This window comes from Pseudoalteromonas sp. NSLLW218 (genome assembly GCF_015864775.1).
Classification (GTDB): domain Bacteria; phylum Pseudomonadota; class Gammaproteobacteria; order Enterobacterales; family Alteromonadaceae; genus Pseudoalteromonas.
In genome coordinates this window covers 283,539-300,924 of sequence record NZ_JADYWO010000001.1, presented here as the reverse complement: position 1 = coordinate 300,924, position 17,386 = coordinate 283,539, and the positions used below count along the sequence as shown (strand labels likewise).

Annotated in this window: 21 protein-coding genes; 7 read left to right on the top strand and 14 right to left on the bottom strand. The window is 39.8% G+C overall.

Annotated elements, in window-relative coordinates; genetic code table 11:
• The gene (gene rsmI, locus I6E80_RS01335) at positions 1 to 858 is read right to left on the bottom strand and encodes a 16S rRNA (cytidine(1402)-2'-O)-methyltransferase (RefSeq protein WP_010554279.1); all 858 of its coding nucleotides are present in this window, start codon (positions 856 to 858) and stop codon (positions 1 to 3) included.
• A 62-nt stretch (positions 859 to 920) separates the two neighbouring features.
• Here rsmI and I6E80_RS01330 point away from each other — a divergent pair, with 62 nt between their 5' ends.
• The 4 genes from I6E80_RS01330 to dolP are packed head-to-tail and all read left to right on the top strand — an operon-like array spanning position 921 to position 4,379.
• On the top strand, positions 921 to 2,798 hold the full coding sequence (locus I6E80_RS01330) for a penicillin-binding protein activator (RefSeq protein ID WP_197184589.1): 1,878 nt from the start codon (positions 921 to 923) through the stop codon (positions 2,796 to 2,798).
• 24 nt (positions 2,799 to 2,822) lie between these two features.
• Positions 2,823 to 3,194: a YraN family protein gene (locus tag I6E80_RS01325; protein ID WP_024599272.1), complete on the top strand. Its 372-nt coding sequence runs from the start codon at positions 2,823 to 2,825 to the stop codon at positions 3,192 to 3,194.
• Positions 3,195 to 3,226: 32 nt separating this feature from the next.
• Positions 3,227 to 3,820, top strand: a complete 594-nt coding sequence (locus tag I6E80_RS01320) for an SIS domain-containing protein (protein WP_002957968.1) — start codon at positions 3,227 to 3,229, stop codon at positions 3,818 to 3,820.
• Positions 3,813 to 4,379, top strand: a complete 567-nt coding sequence (dolP, locus tag I6E80_RS01315; protein ID WP_197184588.1) for a division/outer membrane stress-associated lipid-binding lipoprotein — start codon at positions 3,813 to 3,815, stop codon at positions 4,377 to 4,379. The genes I6E80_RS01320 and dolP overlap by 8 nt, the downstream gene beginning before the upstream one ends.
• A gap of 58 nt (positions 4,380 to 4,437) precedes the next feature.
• Here dolP and I6E80_RS01310 read toward each other — a convergent pair whose 3' ends face one another.
• From I6E80_RS01310 to zapE, 8 genes are all read right to left on the bottom strand, one after another.
• On the bottom strand, positions 4,438 to 4,875 hold the full coding sequence (locus I6E80_RS01310; RefSeq protein WP_076923713.1) for a ClpXP protease specificity-enhancing factor: 438 nt from the start codon (positions 4,873 to 4,875) through the stop codon (positions 4,438 to 4,440).
• A complete protein-coding gene (sspA, locus tag I6E80_RS01305) occupies positions 4,875 to 5,501 on the bottom strand; it encodes a stringent starvation protein SspA (protein WP_002957965.1) in 627 nt (208 codons plus the stop codon). The genes I6E80_RS01310 and sspA overlap by 1 nt, the downstream gene beginning before the upstream one ends.
• Positions 5,502 to 5,581: 80 nt before the next feature.
• The gene (locus I6E80_RS01300) at positions 5,582 to 6,331 is read right to left on the bottom strand and encodes a cytochrome c1 (protein ID WP_024599270.1); all 750 of its coding nucleotides are present in this window, start codon (positions 6,329 to 6,331) and stop codon (positions 5,582 to 5,584) included.
• On the bottom strand, positions 6,328 to 7,593 hold the full coding sequence (locus tag I6E80_RS01295; RefSeq protein ID WP_007378320.1) for a cytochrome b N-terminal domain-containing protein: 1,266 nt from the start codon (positions 7,591 to 7,593) through the stop codon (positions 6,328 to 6,330). Before I6E80_RS01295 ends, I6E80_RS01300 begins: the two co-directional genes overlap by 4 nt.
• Positions 7,593 to 8,183 (bottom strand): ubiquinol-cytochrome c reductase iron-sulfur subunit, encoded by a 591-nt coding sequence (petA, locus tag I6E80_RS01290; protein ID WP_024599269.1) that lies wholly within the window; start codon positions 8,181 to 8,183, stop codon positions 7,593 to 7,595. The genes I6E80_RS01295 and petA overlap by 1 nt, the downstream gene beginning before the upstream one ends.
• A gap of 581 nt (positions 8,184 to 8,764) precedes the next feature.
• Complete coding sequence (gene rpsI / locus I6E80_RS01285) at positions 8,765 to 9,157, bottom strand: 30S ribosomal protein S9 (RefSeq protein ID WP_024599268.1); 393 nt, start codon at positions 9,155 to 9,157, stop codon at positions 8,765 to 8,767.
• Between the two features lie 8 nt (positions 9,158 to 9,165).
• The gene (rplM, locus tag I6E80_RS01280) at positions 9,166 to 9,594 is read right to left on the bottom strand and encodes a 50S ribosomal protein L13 (RefSeq protein WP_007378318.1); all 429 of its coding nucleotides are present in this window, start codon (positions 9,592 to 9,594) and stop codon (positions 9,166 to 9,168) included.
• A gap of 285 nt (positions 9,595 to 9,879) precedes the next feature.
• Positions 9,880 to 10,968, bottom strand: a complete 1,089-nt coding sequence (gene zapE / locus I6E80_RS01275) for a cell division protein ZapE (protein WP_076923714.1) — start codon at positions 10,966 to 10,968, stop codon at positions 9,880 to 9,882.
• Between the two features lie 135 nt (positions 10,969 to 11,103).
• On the opposite strand from zapE, the gene I6E80_RS01270 reads away from it, so the two are divergent.
• The 3 genes from I6E80_RS01270 to I6E80_RS01260 all read left to right on the top strand — a co-directional run bounded on the left by I6E80_RS01270 (position 11,104) and on the right by I6E80_RS01260 (position 14,216).
• On the top strand, positions 11,104 to 11,547 hold the full coding sequence (locus I6E80_RS01270) for a YhcB family protein (protein WP_197184587.1): 444 nt from the start codon (positions 11,104 to 11,106) through the stop codon (positions 11,545 to 11,547).
• Between the two features lie 131 nt (positions 11,548 to 11,678).
• On the top strand, positions 11,679 to 13,031 hold the full coding sequence (locus I6E80_RS01265; protein WP_197184586.1) for a Do family serine endopeptidase: 1,353 nt from the start codon (positions 11,679 to 11,681) through the stop codon (positions 13,029 to 13,031).
• 102 nt (positions 13,032 to 13,133) lie between these two features.
• Positions 13,134 to 14,216 carry a trypsin-like peptidase domain-containing protein gene (locus I6E80_RS01260; RefSeq protein WP_170071682.1) on the top strand — a complete coding sequence of 361 codons (1,083 nt, stop codon included), beginning with the start codon at positions 13,134 to 13,136 and terminating at the stop codon, positions 14,214 to 14,216.
• A gap of 102 nt (positions 14,217 to 14,318) precedes the next feature.
• On the opposite strand, the gene murA is transcribed toward I6E80_RS01260, so the two are convergent.
• Genes murA through mlaD form a run of 5 tightly spaced genes read right to left on the bottom strand, consistent with a single transcriptional unit; the run spans position 14,319 to position 17,375 of the window.
• Positions 14,319 to 15,578: a UDP-N-acetylglucosamine 1-carboxyvinyltransferase gene (gene murA / locus I6E80_RS01255; RefSeq protein ID WP_024599263.1), complete on the bottom strand. Its 1,260-nt coding sequence runs from the start codon at positions 15,576 to 15,578 to the stop codon at positions 14,319 to 14,321.
• 13 nt (positions 15,579 to 15,591) lie between these two features.
• A complete protein-coding gene (locus I6E80_RS01250; RefSeq protein WP_002957953.1) occupies positions 15,592 to 15,849 on the bottom strand; it encodes a BolA family protein in 258 nt (85 codons plus the stop codon).
• Positions 15,850 to 15,854: 5 nt separating this feature from the next.
• Positions 15,855 to 16,148 (bottom strand): lipid asymmetry maintenance protein MlaB, encoded by a 294-nt coding sequence (locus tag I6E80_RS01245; protein ID WP_024599262.1) that lies wholly within the window; start codon positions 16,146 to 16,148, stop codon positions 15,855 to 15,857.
• Positions 16,141 to 16,821, bottom strand: a complete 681-nt coding sequence (locus I6E80_RS01240; RefSeq protein ID WP_197184585.1) for a phospholipid-binding protein MlaC — start codon at positions 16,819 to 16,821, stop codon at positions 16,141 to 16,143. Before I6E80_RS01240 ends, I6E80_RS01245 begins: the two co-directional genes overlap by 8 nt.
• A gap of 5 nt (positions 16,822 to 16,826) precedes the next feature.
• Positions 16,827 to 17,375 carry an outer membrane lipid asymmetry maintenance protein MlaD gene (gene mlaD / locus I6E80_RS01235; RefSeq protein ID WP_002957950.1) on the bottom strand — a complete coding sequence of 183 codons (549 nt, stop codon included), beginning with the start codon at positions 17,373 to 17,375 and terminating at the stop codon, positions 16,827 to 16,829.
• Between the last annotated feature and the right edge of the window lie 11 nt (positions 17,376 to 17,386).

Here is a 17,386-nt window from a genome sequence, read left to right as displayed (position 1 = left end):
TTACTCTTTTTCTTCAATAATTGTTTTGTATAAAGCGTTTTTCTTCATTCCAAAGTATTCAGCAACCACACCACAGGCCTTTTTCATTGGCATTTCACTCTCAAGCAGTGCCAGCATTTTGCGCGCTTCAGGCGGAACATCGTCTATTTGCTTTGGTTTACCTGGAAGCATCAGCACTATTTCGCCGCGCTGCTTGGTAGGATCATCGGTTAAAAACTGTTTAAGCTCACTTACACTACCGTTAAAAAATGTTTCAAAGGTTTTGGTTAGCTCTTTAGCAAATACAACTTGTTGCTCATCGCCAAGGGCTAGTGCTAAATCATCAAGGCTTGCCATAATACGGTGCGTACTTTCGTACATTATGCTGGTGATACCTGAGTTAACAGCTTCGGTAAAAAAGTCTTGGCGAGCTTTGCTTTTAGCTGGCGTAAAACCAATAAACTGAAAACGGTCGGTTGGTAAGCCTGAACAACATACGGCTGTAATTGCAGCACATGCACCTGGAACAGGTGTAACATGAGCGCCTTGTTCGCGGCATAAGTTTACAACTGCATAACCTGGGTCACTAATAAGCGGTGTACCAGCATCCGATACTAAAGCAATATTTAAACCTTGATTTAGTTGATCGATAATTTGCTGTGCTTTTTGTTTCTCATTGTGGTCATGTAATGCGAACGTTTTAGCCTTAATACCAAAGTGGCTAAGTAGCTTGCCGGTATGGCGAGTGTCTTCAGCAGCTATTAAGTCAACTTGCGATAATGTCGCAATGGCACGGTGACTTAAGTCGTCATAATTGCCAATTGGGGTGGCAACAATGTAAAGAGTGCCAATTTTCTGTGAATTCTCCTCATTTAACATTGAGGTCTCCTGCGTCAGTCAGTAATATAAGCAAATCGCGTTAACGTATTGGGAAATCATTTGTGCGACTTAAACTAGTTAGTCTATTAATTATATTGTCAGGGTTATCGGCGTGTAGCACAACCGAAAAACCAACTAAAAACAGCGATAACGTAAGTAACCGCTCTAATGCACTTCAAAATCAGGCGACCAGTGCGCAATCTATCTACCAATTGGCGCAAAACCGCCAAGGTGCCGATAAAATACAATTACTTTATAGTGCACGTGATGCTGCAATTAGTGAGCAAAACTGGCCTTTATTAGAGGCAATTGGAAATGAGCTTGAATTAACAGCAAGTGTTGATCAAATTCAAAACCGTCTTTATATTGCATTTGCACAAAAACAACAGAATAAAAATGATCAAGCCTTAGTGATTTTACAATCGCTAGACGGACAACTTACTCAACCTGAACATTTTGCATGGCATCAGTTTTTAACTGCCACTATTTACGCATCACAAAATTTTCCTAAAAAAGCAGCGCCCTACTTTTTTAGAGCCTCTGAAACAGCAGCAAAAAATAACATTGAAATCCCTCAACTGAATCAAAATCTGTGGGATAACTTAAAACAACTCTCTTCATATGCGCTTGAGCGCTTTAACCGTGGTTCGGTTATTCAGCAAGGCTGGACTAACCTAGCGTTATATCATCAAGTATATGCAGGCAGCGGTGTAGAATTAGATCAAGCAATCAATAATTGGCGAAGACGCTATATTGGGCACCCCGCTTTTACTGTTTTACCTAAACAAGATGAAATGCTTACTGAGTTTGCACCTCTAAATATAGAACGCTTAGTTGTATTGTTTCCACAGTCAGGACCTAACGAACGCTTAGGTGATGCTCTAAAAGCCGGCGTGTTAGCAGCACTTGATACTCAAAATATCAACGACACTATTTTTATTGATGAAAACTTAAGTACAGAAGAAATTACAGCACAGCTTGAAGAAATAAAGCCTGACTTTGTAATTGGCCCACTACTTAAAGCAAATATAGACAAACTAGCTAATGCGCAAACGCTTATCGATACGCCAGTACTACATTTGAACACCTTTGACGGTGAACGAATTTCACTTCAACATTATTACTTTGCACTAAATCCTGAGCACGAAGTAGAACAAGCCCTAGAGCACTTTTTAGCAATGGGTTACCAAAAGCCGATGCTACTAGCGCCTAATAACGCTAACGGACAACGTCTTGTTGATTATTTTAACTTACAGTGGCAACGCTATAGCGAAACTAAGCCGCAAATAGGCTTTTATAACGATAAAAAAGATATGCCAAATACGATTACTAGCTTGCTGGAAGTAGATAAATCAAAAGAGCGCATAAAAACGGTTAAGGCATTATTTAGACAAGAAGTAGAAAATGAAACGCGCTCACGCAGTGATATTGATGTTATTTATATTTTAGGTGATGCAATAGAAACACGCTTAATTAAACCTTATCTTGATGTAAACGTAAGTACTTTTGCAGATCGTATTCCACTTTACGCCAGCTCTAAGAGCCACAGTAAACAAATTGATAGTACTGACAAAGGCGACTTAGACGGCCTATACTTCACTGAATTGCCGTGGATGCTCGATTCGCAAATTAAACAACATAATTTACGCCAGCAGTATGATTCGTTATGGCCAGAACAAGTAGATATTAGCCAACGCTTATTTGCAATGGCATACGATGCAGTATCTGTATTACCTGATATTAGGCAGTTAAGCGTAATGCCAGGTAATCAATACAGTGGCCTAAGCGGTAAATTATCAGTTAATACAAGCGGTCATATAGAACGTATGCTCGACTGGGCTCAATATACAAATCGTCGTATTAAATCTGTGCAATTAAAAACGCAGCGTCCTGTGCCATTGTTTATGCAATCAGCAAGTGAGATGCAAACTATAAATTAAACTTAATTAAGTTGAGGGGGCGACATGTCGTGGTTTAAGGAGCTGTGGCACAATAGTCGCGAAAAAGGCCAGTATTATGAGCTTGAAGCGCAAAAATACTTAGTTACTCAAGGGTTAACGCCTATTGAACGCAATTATTACTGCCCCTTTGGTGAGCTTGATGTCATTATGAAAGAAGGTAACACCCTTGTATTTGTTGAGGTTAAGTTTCGTAAAAACAATGCTCGTGGCGGCGCAAACTATGCGCTTAGCCCACAAAAGCAAGCTCGATTAAAACGTAGTATTTATCATTACTTAGCAGCTAAAAATTTGACTAACCAAGCGCTAAGAATTGATTATGTAGCCATTACAGGAGAAGCATCTCCTAATATTAATTGGCTGAAAAATGTATTTTAAACACAAATACAAAGATAAATTATTGGTAGGCTATGCAAGATACAATTAAAGAAATTTTTACAGAGAGCATTCAAGTTCAAATCGCTGCGGGTGAAGTACTACCGAGTGCGCTTGAGTCAGCTGCATTTACTATTGCACAAAGTCTGATCAACGGAAATAAACTCATTTGCTGCGGTACTGCAAATTGCCACATGCTCGCCCAGCATATGGCCGGTGTATTGGTCAATCATTATGAAACCGAACGTCCTTGCTTACCTGCAATTGCTCTATCGCAAGAAAACGTTAACCTTGGACAAAGTACTCAGGTAGACGATCACGATACATTTGCTCGTCAAGTCCGTGCTTTTGCCCAGCAAGGCGATTTATTGTTGGTACTGGCTATAAACGGTAACGAAAAGCATGTTATTTCTGCCGTTGAAGCTGCACTAACTAAAGATATGAAGGTCATAGTTATGGTTGGTGATGATGGTGGTGAGTTGGTAGGCCTACTTGGTCCTAACGATGTTGAAATTAGATCTCCATCTAAACGCCCTAGCCGCATTATCGAATCCCATTTAGTGAACTTACATTGTTTAAGCGAACTTGTTGATTTAACGCTTTTCCCTCAGGATGAAAATTATGTTTAAACGCTCTCTTATTGTTTTAGGTACTGTTGTATTACTTCAAGGCTGCGCAGCAGCTGTTGTTGCAGGTACAGCCAGTGCAGTAACTGCAGCGAACGACCGCCGTACCATTGGTTCACAAATTGATGATAACAATATTGAAATAAAAGCCAGTATTGCACTTAGTGAAGTAGAAGGTCTTGAAAAGTTCGCTAATATAAGCGCTGTAAGCGTTAATGGTATTGTTTTACTTGTTGGCCAAGTAGCAAATGAAGAAATGAGAAACGAAGCGCAGCGCACCATTGAAGGCGTTTCAGGCATTCGTAAAATACATAACCAAATTCGTATTGGTTCAAATATTGGCATTACTACACAAACTCACGACTCTTGGCTTACTTCTAAAGTAAAAGGCCAGCTTCTAACAGCAAAAAACATTAGTAGTAATAATATTAAAGTGGTTACAGAAAACGCTGAAGTATTTTTAATGGGTTTAGTATCTGACTCTGAGTCAACTCAAGCTGTAAATATTGCCCGTAATGTATCTGGCGTAGAGCGCGTAGTTAAAGTGTTTGAATACCTATAAATACAAAATACAGACATAAAAAAACCGCTAATTAGCGGTTTTTTTTGGCATTTACTTATTATTTAATAACGCGTAAATGAGAGCCTTTTTTCTTCTCAGGCTTTTCTGGTGATGTTTCATCAGTAAACTCAGCTGATGACTCAACACTTTCAAGCTCTGGCACAAAATCGTCTTCGTCCTCTAAAAACTCATCTGCGGTAAAGACTGTTCCTTCGCCATTTTCACGCGCGTATATTGCAAGCACAGCACCTAGAGGTACATACACTTGCATTGGCTGACCACCAAAGCGCGCATTGAAGCTAAGTTGGGTTAAGTCTAACGAAAACTGTGTGACCGCTGATGGACTTATGTTTAAAACAATTTGTCCGTCTTGAACAAATTGTGTTGGCACTTGTACATTTGCAAATCCAGCGTCTACCACTAAATGCGGTGTACACTCGTTATCGACTATCCAATCAAAAAAAGCACGTAATAAATAAGGACGATTAGGCGTCATTATAAACGGATCTCACGCTCAGCTTCAGTTAAAGAGGCTTGGAATGACTCACGTTCAAATAAACGGATCATGTACTCTTTAAGCTCTTTAGAACCTGCACCATTAAGCTCAATACCAAACTCTGGTAAACGCCACAATAGTGGAGCTAAATAACAATCTACTAAGCTAAACTCTTCACTCATAAAGTAAGGTGCTTCGCTAAAAATAGGTGCTACAGCAAGTAATGCTTCTGTTAGCTCTTTACGAGCTTGAGCCGCATCTGATGTGTTGTTACTGATTTTGTCAGCTAGGCTGTACCAGTCAGTATCAATACGATGCATCATTAAACGGCTACGACCACGCATTACCGGGTAAACAGGCATTAGTGGAGGATGAGGAAAACGTTCATCAAGGTATTCCATGATGATGTTTGCCTGATATAAACCAAGCTCACGGTCAATCAGTGTTGGCACTGTACCGTAAGGGTTAATTTCGTGAAGTGCTTCTGGCAAGTTATCTTTTTCAGCCAAATGAATATCTACACTTACACCTTTTTCCGCAAGTACAATACGTACTTGGTGGCTATACATACAGTTAGCACCAGAAAAAAGGGTCATTACAGGGCGCTTATTGGCAGCTACGGCCATGCCTATACCTCCATTAAATAACTAAAACAGCAAAAGGGGCTTAAGCCCCTATTGCAAAATTACCTTTAAAAATGTTCAACCTAATGAACATCTCTCCAGTATTCTTTCTTAAGCATAAATGCCAAGATAAACAGGATGATTAAAAATCCTATTACCTTAATACCTAGCGCTTCCGATTCAAGACGTGAAGGTTCACCCACGTATTCAAGGAAGTTCGTTAAATCACGAGCAGCTTGGTCGTATTCATCTACACTTAATTCACCCGTACCATCTGTTTCAGTAGCAATAACTTTGGTCACTGTGTGTCCATGTTCTTCTACTTCTTTAGTAATAGGCGTTGGTAAACCTTGTAGTTCTTGAAGAACATGAGGCATACCTACTAATGGGAAAACAATATTGTTAACCCCAAACGGGCGAGATTCATCTTTATAAAACGATTTTAAGTACGTGTAAATATAATCTGGTGATTTTACACGCGCAATTAGAGTTAAATCCGGCGGAGCCGCACCAAACCATTTTGCTGCATCGTCTTTTGTAATCGCGTTAGTAATATGGCTACCTACTTTAGAACCGTCAAAAATCAACTGTTCTAAACCAACTTCTGTTGGGATACCTATATCACGAAAAGTGCGTTCATAACGTTGATACTGCATTTGGTGACAACCAAGACAGTAGTTCATGAACAACTTTGCACCGCGCTGTAAAGATGCTTGATCAGTAAGGTCGTTATTCGCCTCCATTAAAGGAACCGACGGACCCGCTGCCATAACCATGTTAGGTAACAAGTTTACTGATAAAGCAAATAAACCAATAAGTAGCTTCTTCATCATTTCGTTAACCTCTCTGGCAATGGCTTAGTTTTTTCGTTCTTACTGTATACAAATAACAGTACGAAGAACATAAAGTAAGTCACAGTACAGATTTGAGAAATAATCGTTTTCAGATCAGTTTGAGGAGTTGCACCCACCCAACCTAAAAGAACGAAAGTAACAACAAAACCTGCAATGTTCCATTTATGGAAACCACAACGGTAACGAACCGATTTAACTCTACCACGGTCTACCCAAGGTAGTAACGCAAGTACCACAATTGATGCACCCATCGCCGCAACACCGATTAACTTATCAGGGATTGCACGTAAGATTGCATAGAATGGCGTAAAGTACCAAACCGGGAAAATATGCTCAGGTGTTTTAAGTGGGTTAGCTGCCTCGAAGTTAGGACCTTCTAAAAAGAAGCCATTCATCGCTGGCATAAAGAACACAACCCAACAAAACAATATTAAGAAACCAACCACACCCACAATATCTTTAACTGTGTAGTAAGGGTGGAACGGTATCGCATCAACAATATCTTTCTTGTCAGTGTAATACTCGTGAAATTTAAATTTAGGCTTATCTTCTTCAGCTACTGAGCCTTTCTTACGTTTAATCTCAATACCTTCAGGGTTGTTTGAACCCACTTCGTGTAGAGCAACAATGTGTAAGAAAACTAAGATTACAATAACCAGTGGTAGTGCAATTACATGTAATGCAAAGAAGCGGTTAAGCGTTGCACCAGATATAACGTAGTCACCACGTATCCAAAGTGTTAAGTCATCACCAATAACCGGAATAGCCCCGAATAAAGAGATGATTACCTGTGCGCCCCAGAACGACATTTGTCCCCATGGTAATAAATACCCCATGAATGCTTCAGCCATTAGCGCTAAGAAAATAAACATACCAAATAACCACAGTAACTCACGTGGTTTTTGATAAGAACCGTAGATCATGCCACGGAACATATGCATATATACAACGATGAAAAACGCCGATGCACCTGTCGAGTGCAAATAACGTAATAACCAGCCATATTCTACATCACGCATGATGTACTCTACCGAGGCGAATGCGCCCTCAGCAGATGGAACAAAGTTCATCGTTAACCAAATACCTGTAAGGATTTGATTTACTAGTACTAACATGGCTAGAGAGCCAAAAAAGTACCAGAAGTTAAAGTTTTTAGGTGCTGGATACTGTGCAATGTGCATGTTCCAAACACGTGTCATTGGGATTCGGTCGTCTATCCAACCAATAATCTTACCAAACATTAGGCTACCCCTCTTTCTTCGCCCACTAAAATAGTGGTTTCATCTAGAAAAGTATAAGGTGGTATTTCTAAGTTTAATGGTGCAGGTACCGATTGAAATACACGGCCAGCCATATCAAATTTAGAACCGTGGCACGGGCAGTAGAAACCGTCATCAGTCCCTTCTACTTTTTCACCAAAGTTACCTTGTAAAAAGCCTGGCGAACATCCTAAATGCGTACAAATACCTACAGCCAGAAAGATTTCTGGACGTAATGAACGGTAATCATTTGTTGATGATTCTAATTGTTGTGGCTCTTGCGATTGTGGATCACGAAGTTGACCTTCATGTTCTTTCATCTGCTCAAGCATTTTTGGGGTACGTGATACAACCCATACAGGTTTACCACGCCACTCGACACGTATTAATTGTCCCGGTTCAAGTTTGCTGATATCTACTTCTACAGGCGCACCCGCAGATTTAGCTCGCTCACTTGGATTCCAAGACGCAATAAAAGGAACAGCAGCCCCAGCCGCACCAACACCACCTACAACAGAGGTAGCTATGGTTAAAAAGCGACGTCGGCCATTGTCTACAGGCGCATTGCTCATCCACTTATCTCCACTATGATTCTCAACACTTGCTATATTGAGAACATCAGTTACAGCAGGTTAATTATTCGAAATTTTTAAAATAGAAGCGATCATAATTAAAACCCTTGATTAAAACAAGGTTATTCAAAGCCCCATGCTCGAATAAACCTGACTTGATCAAAAATTTGATTAAGCTAGCTCGAGAATAAAGCCGAACGACTATAATAACGCTTCTGTAAAAACAATATACTGACCAAGATCAACATCACTAAGAGGAAACAGTAAAAACTGTACATAGTGTTGTTAAACCGCTCATTTTACTTACCGGACAATTGTAGCAAAAAATTCCACCAATTAACTGATGGATTTAAACTAATTACGATAATTATTTAACTTTTTTGCAGCTATCTGAGTATTTTTTAACTTTCGTTCGATTAATACGCAGTTATTAATAAATTTGATCATCATTAATTGCTGCAATCACCTTGTATGGCAGTCGCAATAAACAAATTTATAGTAAATTGAAAATGTAAACATTTTGATTTGAAAACAAAAAACCCAGCATAAGCTGGGTTTTTGAATTCTTGATAACGTATAGATTAACGTTTTGAGAACTGTGGACGCTTACGCGCTTTCTTAAGACCCACTTTCTTACGTTCAACTTTACGTGCATCACGTGTAACAAAACCTGCTTTACGAAGTTGTGGACGTAATGATTCGTCAAACTCCATAAGTGCACGAGTGATACCGTGACGGATAGCACCAGCTTGACCAGTTGTACCACCACCGGCAACGGTGATGTAAAGGTCAAATTTTTCAGTCATATCAACTAGCTCAAGAGCTTGATGAACAACCATGCGTGCTGTTTCGCGACCAAAATACTCTTCAAGAGAGCGTTTGTTGATTACGATGTTACCAGTGCCTGGGCGTAAGAATACGCGAGCACTTGAACTTTTACGACGACCTGTACCGTAGTATTGATTTGCCATGATGGTGCTCCTTAAATGTCTAGAACCTGAGGCTGTTGTGCAGCATGGTTGTGCTCAGTACCTGTGTAAACTTTAAGTTTACGGTACATAGCGCGGCCTAAAGGACCACGTGGCAACATGCCCTTAACAGCCTTCTCGATGATCATTTCAGGCTTTGCAGCTTGAAGTTTATCAAAAGTAGTAGACTTAAGACCACCTGGAAAACCAGAGTGTGAATAGTACACTTTGTTTTTGAATTTGTTACCAGTTACAGTAACTTTTTCAGCGTTGATAACGATGATGTAATCACCAGTATCTACGTGCGGTGTATATTCAACTTTATGCTTACCGCGTAGGCGATGAGCGATTTCAGTAGCGATGCGACCTAAAGTTTTACCTTCAGCGTCAACTACGTACCAGTCACGTTTTACTGTTTCTGGTTTAGCAACAAACGTTTTCATTTATAAAAATCCAATGTTTTTCAATTAAAACCACAAGTAGTTAATATTAACTACTGCTCTAAGTTTGCTATAACCCCTTCGAGTTTTAGACTTTTGCGCCGCTCACAAGTGGCTAGACTATATGAGGGCATAGAACGCAACGTGGCAGACGCGGGAGTATACCAGCACTTAAAACACATTGCTACTCGCCGGTTGTTTTTTCCACAAGAAATTTCATAAATAAGAAGTACTATATACATACCTCTTATTTTTAATGGCTAACCTATTACACTTTTGCCTACTTTTTTAGACCAAATGCTCTCTAGCTAAATACTCTAAAGATTGCATTTCTTGCAAACGGCTTATACAGCGCTTAAATTCAAAGTTTAAATTACCTTGAGTATAAAGTTCGGTAATAGGTTTTTCAGCCGATATAATTAAAGTTACGTGACGCTCATAAAATTCATCCACTAAAGCAATAAAACGCCTAGCGGCATCATCATTAGTCTGCCCAAGCTGTTTTACGTTAGAAATAATAACCGTATTATATAAGCGGCTAATTTCCATGTAATCAACCTGACTACGAGGCGTTTCGCATAACTCACTAAACTCAAACATCACAACGCATTTAGCTACTTTTCGCGTTTTGATTTTTCGCCCTTCTATTTCTATCGGCTCATCTAATTGTCCAGGCTCTGGTGATAACTTGTCGAAGTATTCAAATAGGTTTTTATCTGCATCTTCATCTAACGGACTATGAAAAATTTCGGCTTGCTCTAAGGTACGTAATCGATAATCAATACCTGAATCTACATTAACTATCTCTGTATTAAGCTTAACCAGTTCTATAGCAGGAACAAAGCGTGCACGCTGCAGGCCATTTCTGTAAAGCTCATCAGGCACTATATTAGAGGTAGCAACAAGTACTATACCCCGTGCAAATAGCGCTTCCATTAACCCACCTAGCAGCATGGCATCGGTAATGTCTTGAACAAAAAACTCATCAAAGCATATTATGTCTGTTTCTGCTTTGAAAATGTCGGCTATTTTTTCTAATGGATTAGCCGTATTATTTAATTTCTTAAGCTCATTATGCACTCGGTGCATAAACCGATGAAAATGCACGCGCATTTTACGTGTGCCCGGTAGTGATTCGTAAAAAGTGTCAACTAAATAAGTTTTACCACGCCCTACTCCACCCCAAAAGTACAAACCTTTTATAGGCGCTGGTTCATCTTTGCTGAATAACTTAGCAAAAAAACCTTTTGGTGCAGGCTTTGCCTGAGTTAAGTCATCGTACAGACGTTGTAAATGGCGCACAGCATTTTCTTGTGCTGCGTCGTGTACAAAGTCATCTCGCTTCAAGTCTTGTTGGTATGTTTGCCAAGGAGTCATATCTATTTACAGTTAAAACACAGTTTAATTTGCAAAGTATATTAACACGCATCATAACTCGGGGTATATTACACTTAGTATGATTTATAATTGAATCAAGCATTCGTTAGTTATTTTCCCAAAGGGGTAGTTTTTATGGGCACAGTTATGTGGGTAGGTTTGGTTGCTATTGTTGCTGTAGTAGCATTTTTTATTGGTGCATTTGTTACTAAAAAACAGTTCAAACAAGATGAATTAAAAGAACAGGCTGAGCAAGCTGAAAACGCATTAGAGCAGTATCGCCAAGATGTCGCTGATCATTTAGCAAATACGGGTAAGCTCGTAAATAAAATGAAAGAAAACTATGACCAATTGCTTAGTCACGTTGAAGAAACAAACCAGCTTCTTCTAGAAGATAGAAATAAAGCACCAGCGGAACCATTCTTTTCAAAAGAAACCACTGAGCAATTACAGGCGTCTTTAAAAGAACGTAGTTCAGATCGCTCTTCAGCCGCAGCGCAACCCGCTGATTATGTATCGGGTGAATCTGGTTTATTTGCAGGTCAAAATAAAGTTTCAGAACATTCTAAAGCATCTTGATGAACTTTTTTTAGACCCCATAGTCTTTAGATATAACAGCTTTGTTGTTTTATCTTAACAAACCAAAAAGGGCTGCTGTAAAGTAGCCCTTTTTGGTTTTTGCTTTACCTTAAGTGGAGTTATCCCTGACTATGAAAATGAAATTATCACTTATCAGCGCAGCTATTCTATCTACAAGCTTATTAATGAGTCCTGTAGCGTCTTATGCAAAAATGCCAATTGCAGTAAATGGTCAACAACTACCTACTCTTGCTCCCATGCTAGAGCAAATATCTCCTGGTGTTATAAGTATCCAAGTTTCAGGCTCTAAAGAAGTACGCCGCCGTGCAGATCCACTCGAATACTTCTTTGGACAACAGCAGCCCCGCAGTCAAAAACGCCAATTTAGTGGTTTAGGCTCAGGGGTAATTATTAATGCCGATGAAGGCTATGTGGTAACTAACAATCATGTTATTCAAGATGCTGAAAAAATGGTAGTTACTCTCGAAGATGGCCGTGAATTTGAAGCGACTAAGATTGGTACTGATACAGAATCTGATATCGCTCTTTTACAAATAGACGCTGATGACTTAACTGAAATAAAACTCGCAAACTCAGATAGTTTACGAGTGGGTGACTTTGCAGTCGCGATTGGTAATCCATTTGGACTTAGCCATACAGTAACATCAGGTATTGTTAGTGCACTTGGCCGTAGTGGTTTAAACATTGAAGGTTACGAAGATTTCATTCAAACCGATGCTGCTATTAACCAAGGTAACTCTGGCGGTGCATTAGTTAACTTAAATGGTGAGTTGATTGGTATTAATACAGCTATTTTAGGTGCTTCTGGCGGCAACGTGGGTATTGGTTTTGCCATTCCATCTAATATGATGAAAAATCTAGTTGATCAAATTATTGAACACGGTGAAGTACGTCGAGGCTCGCTAGGTATTTCTGGTCGCCCACTTGATGCAGGACTTGCAAAAGCACAGCAACTTGATGTCAAACAAGGTGCTTATGTAATGCAAGTAATGGACGACACAGCCGCAAGTAAAGCAGGTATTGAAGCTGGTGATGTTATTGTTAGCATTAACGGTGGCGATATTAGCGGGTTCCACGAACTTCGCAGCAAAATTGCTACGCTCGGTGAAGGCCGCGAGATAAAATTAGGCATTTACCGCGATGGTAAAATTAAAACAGTAAAAGTAACCCTTGATGGCGCATCTGGTGTTACAGCGACAGGCGAAGAACTACACCCCGCATTCCAAGGTGCAGAGCTCGAAAACGTGCAAAAAAATAGCAATAAAGGTGTTGAGATTACTTCTGTAGATCCTCGCTCACCTTCTGCCCGTGTTGGCCTTGAAGAAGGTGATATTATTATGCAAGTGAATCGTCAACGAGTGGAAACGATTCGCGACATGAATAAAATCATCGACAGTACAAAAGGTAATATAGTACTTGGCGTTCAACGTGGTCGTGAGTCTATATTTATTTTAATTCAGTAATAAATAGCACTATTAATGTAATAAAAATAACAGTGGCACTTGCCGCTGTTATTTTTTTTATGTCATCATAAAGAGATTGCTCACTTACATAATAAGAAAATCGTGCTGAAACTAATAAAATTTATTCTTCCCCCTTTATTTGCAGGCCTAAGTATTGCTTTTTTAGTGGTTTTTTTCAGCCCTAATATGCGAGCGGCTTTACTTCCAAATGTTCCCCTGCCAAGCGCTATGAGTGCGAGTCATCTGAGTTTTTCTGATGCAGTTAAACGAGCAGCTCCTTCTGTGGTTACTATTTTTTCAGAAAGCATTTCCAAAGAACCCCGTTATAAAAGAAAAAACACAGTACAAGAGCTAGGCTCTGGCGTCATCATGTCGCAAGACGGTTATATTCTTACTAACTACCATGTTGTTAATAACGCAGATCAAATTATGGTTATTCTAACCGATGGTCGACGCTTTTTTGATGTGCAGCTAATTGGTTTTGATACCATTACTGATTTAGCCTTACTTAAAATAAATGCAGATCACCTTCCGGTCATTCCTGTCGATGATAGCTATGTATCGAGCGTAGGCGATGTGGTACTTGCTATAGGTAACCCGCTTAATTTAGGTCAAACAATCACGCAAGGCATCATTAGCGCAACGGGTAAGCAAAAGATTACAGACAGTCCGTACAATAACTTATTACAAATGGATGCGGCTATTAACGTGGGCAACTCTGGCGGCGCATTAGTTAACTCCAATGGTGATTTAGTCGGTATTACCTCTGCGCAGTTTAAAACGCGTGAGAATCTGAATATTCAAGGAATATTCTTTGCGGTGCCTTACTCGCTTGCTAAAAAAGTAATGGGAAAACTCATTCGTCATGGTCGTGTTGTACGTGGCTATCTAGGCTTCGAAGGCACGGCAGTAGATAGTACCGGTAAAGAAGTCAACGACAGCCTAACTCCCGTTACGGGCATGCGAATTACTAATTTAGACCCTTTGGGTCCAGCATGGCAAGCGGGCATTGAAGAGCAAGATATCGTTATTAAAATTGCAGGCCTTTCGGTAGCAAACCCACAAAAAGTGCTGGAAGAAATAGGTAATACAGAGCCCGGTAAAGAAATAGAGTTTGAGCTTTACAGAGATGGGAAAATAGAAAAAATCATGGTGGTGGTAGCTGAGCTTGAAACAAAGCTTTAATAAAGAATAATACCAACCTGCATAAATCGTCAATAAAAAGGTCGGATAGCAATTCGCATATCCGACCTTTTTTCAAAATAGTGTAATTAGTTAAGTATCTACTTAGCTACTTCTACGTTTAATATTTGCACCTAACGCACTTAGCTTATCTTCAATGCGCTGATAACCTCTATCAACGTGATAAATACGATCAACGACCGTTTCACCTTGAGCCACTATACCCGTCAAAATTAAACTAGCTGAAGCGCGTAGATCGGTTGCCATCACTTGCGCACCCGTTAAGCTTTCAGTCTCACCACAAATTGCGGTATGTCCTTCTAATCGAATATTAGCGCCCATACGCTGTAACTCTGGTACATGCATGAAACGGTTTTCAAAAATCGTTTCTGTAATAGTCGCACTACCATTTGCTACTACATTCAATGCTGTAAACTGAGCTTGCATATCCGTAGGAAAACCTGGGTGTGGGGCTGTTTTAATATTAACGGCTCTTAGTTCTCGGCCGCGCATATCAAGATAAATACTGTCGTTATTCACCTCTAGGTGTGCATTGGTTGCGCGTAATTTTTCAATCACAGGCTCAAGGGAGTGAAAGTCAGTGTTTTTACAAAGTACTTCACCGCCTGCCATTGCTGCCGCGACTAAAAACGTACCAGTCTCAATTCTATCTGGTAAAATACTGTGCTCGCATCCTGCTAAACGCTCAACGCCTTCAACTTCAATGCGGCTGGTTCCTGCACCTGTGATTTTAGCGCCCATCGCAATTAAGCAATTAGCTAAATCAATTATTTCGGGCTCGCGAGCAGCATTATCAAGTATGGTTTTGCCATCAGCAAGAGCAGCTGCCATCAATAGGTTTTCAGTAGCGCCTACGCTTACCATTTCCATAAAGATTTCAGCGCCTTTTAAGCGCCCGTTTACCTTGGCATTAATATAACCATTTTCAACGTTAATTACCGCGCCCATGCGCTCCAAACCTTGAATATGTATATCAACAGGACGAGCACCAATAGCACACCCACCAGGTAAAGACACTTGAGCTTCACCAAAACGTGCAACTAAAGGGCCTAATGCAAGTACAGAGGCACGCATTTGCTTAACTAAGTCGTATGGCGCTAATGTTTTATTAACCGTTGCGCCGTCAATCACTAGCGTATCGCCGTGCCAATTAACATCAGCACCTAGAGTTTTTAATAAGGCTTCAGTGGTCACTATATCGCGAAGGCGCGGTACATTAGTAAATGTACTTTTTCCATCAGCTAATAATGAAGCAAACAAAATAGGAAGTGCGGCATTTTTAGCGCCAGAAATAGTCACTTCACCAGCAAGTGAAGTACCACCTTGAATTACAAATTGATCCATTAAGAGGCCCTATTTATTGCGGTAAAATAAATTTTTGTTCACGCTTCCACTCTACAGGAGTAAATGCACGAATAGATACTGCGTGAATTGTGCCATCTGAAATTGTATTCATTAATGGACCATAGACTAGCTGCTGCTTTTTAACTCGGCTTAAACCGTCAAAGCATTCGCCTACTGCAACAACTTCATAATGGCTACCATTGGCTTTTACATGTACTTCAGCTAATTGAAGTTCTTCGCGTAATAATGTTTCGACTTGGCTAGTTTCCATAACTCTCACTCAAATAGGGTTGTAACCTGACCCAATTGCATTAAATTTTGCAATTGCTCAGGTAGGTTTTGCAATTCAAGGCGAATGCCTTGCTGCTTTAATTCTGCAAAAGAGTGAATTAACCAAGCTAAGCCCGCTGTGTCAACCCTAGATACTCCACTTAGGTCGAAATAGATGATTTTATGCTTAGTTAATAACTTGTTGTTCAGAAGCTGTTCATCGCCAATTGAATTTCGAGTAAGCTCACCGCTTACTCGAAAATGTTGTCCATCAACTTGGCTTATTGCCAATTTAGTCATTCGAGTTACTGCCTCTAAACTGAACTGGTAGCTGACTCTTTTGCTCTAAAAGGTTACTTACATTATCAATACCTTGCTGGCGCAAAATACCTTGTAGCTCACTTTGTTTTGCATCTAGTAAACTAATACCTTCAGCAATCATATCGTACGCGCGCCATTCACCGTCGCGGTCTTCGCGTACTTTAAAATCGATTCTGATATCTGGCTTACCGTCTTCAATAATTTTAGTCTTAACAACAACGACATCTTTGCCTTTAAATGCTTGCTCGGCACCAAACTCAACTTTTTGGTTTGTATATTGAGTGAATACACCAGCATAAGTTGCAACTAAGTACTCTCTAAATACACCAATAAAGCGTTGAATTTCTTTAATTGCTTTGGCTTTTTCAGCTTCGTCGGTAATTGCACGTACTTTAGATACTTCACTACCTAGTACGCGAAGTGCTGCATATTTGTAGTCGATATAAGGCATTAATTCTTCTTCAACGATTACGCGAAGATGCTCTTGATCTTTAACAATTAATGGCTGGTCTTTTTTAATACGTGCAAATGTATTATCGGCAACTTGGCGTACCATTTTATTTGGATCAACCAATTTAACATCTGCTGCACTTACGCTTTGAGTTAGCGTCATTGCGCCAATTGCTACAATAGCTAAAAACTTTTTCAACATAATAATTACTCACTACCTTGGTTGAATAAAAACTGCCCGATTAATTCTTCAAGTACAATGGCAGACTTAGTATCAGTAATTGAATCGCCATCACCTAGTGCTTTACTTTCCACACCAAACAAATCGTCAATTGCTTCATCTTGCTTGTTTTCAGTCACTGTTTCGCCTAAACAACGTTGTTTAGCTGAATCTGGAGAAATGACAGGGTGAATACCTAAGTACTGCTCACCTAAAATACCCGACGTTAAAATAGAGATTGAGCTTGTGTCTGAAAAACGACATAAATACTGTGCATCAATGGTCATATTTACCACTGGTAAAAACTCTTGTGGGTGAACATAAATTGATTCAACACGACCAATTACAACACCACCTACTTTTACCGGCGCACGCGCTTTTAACGAGCCAATGTTTTCAAACTTGGCATTAAGCGTATATGTTTCTCCAGAGCCACTAATACCTGAATTGGCAACTTTAAGTGCAAGCATCGCAAACGCTAAAATGCCAAGTGCTACAAAAAAACCAACTAAAATTTCTAATTTCCGTGAATTCATTATCTATACCC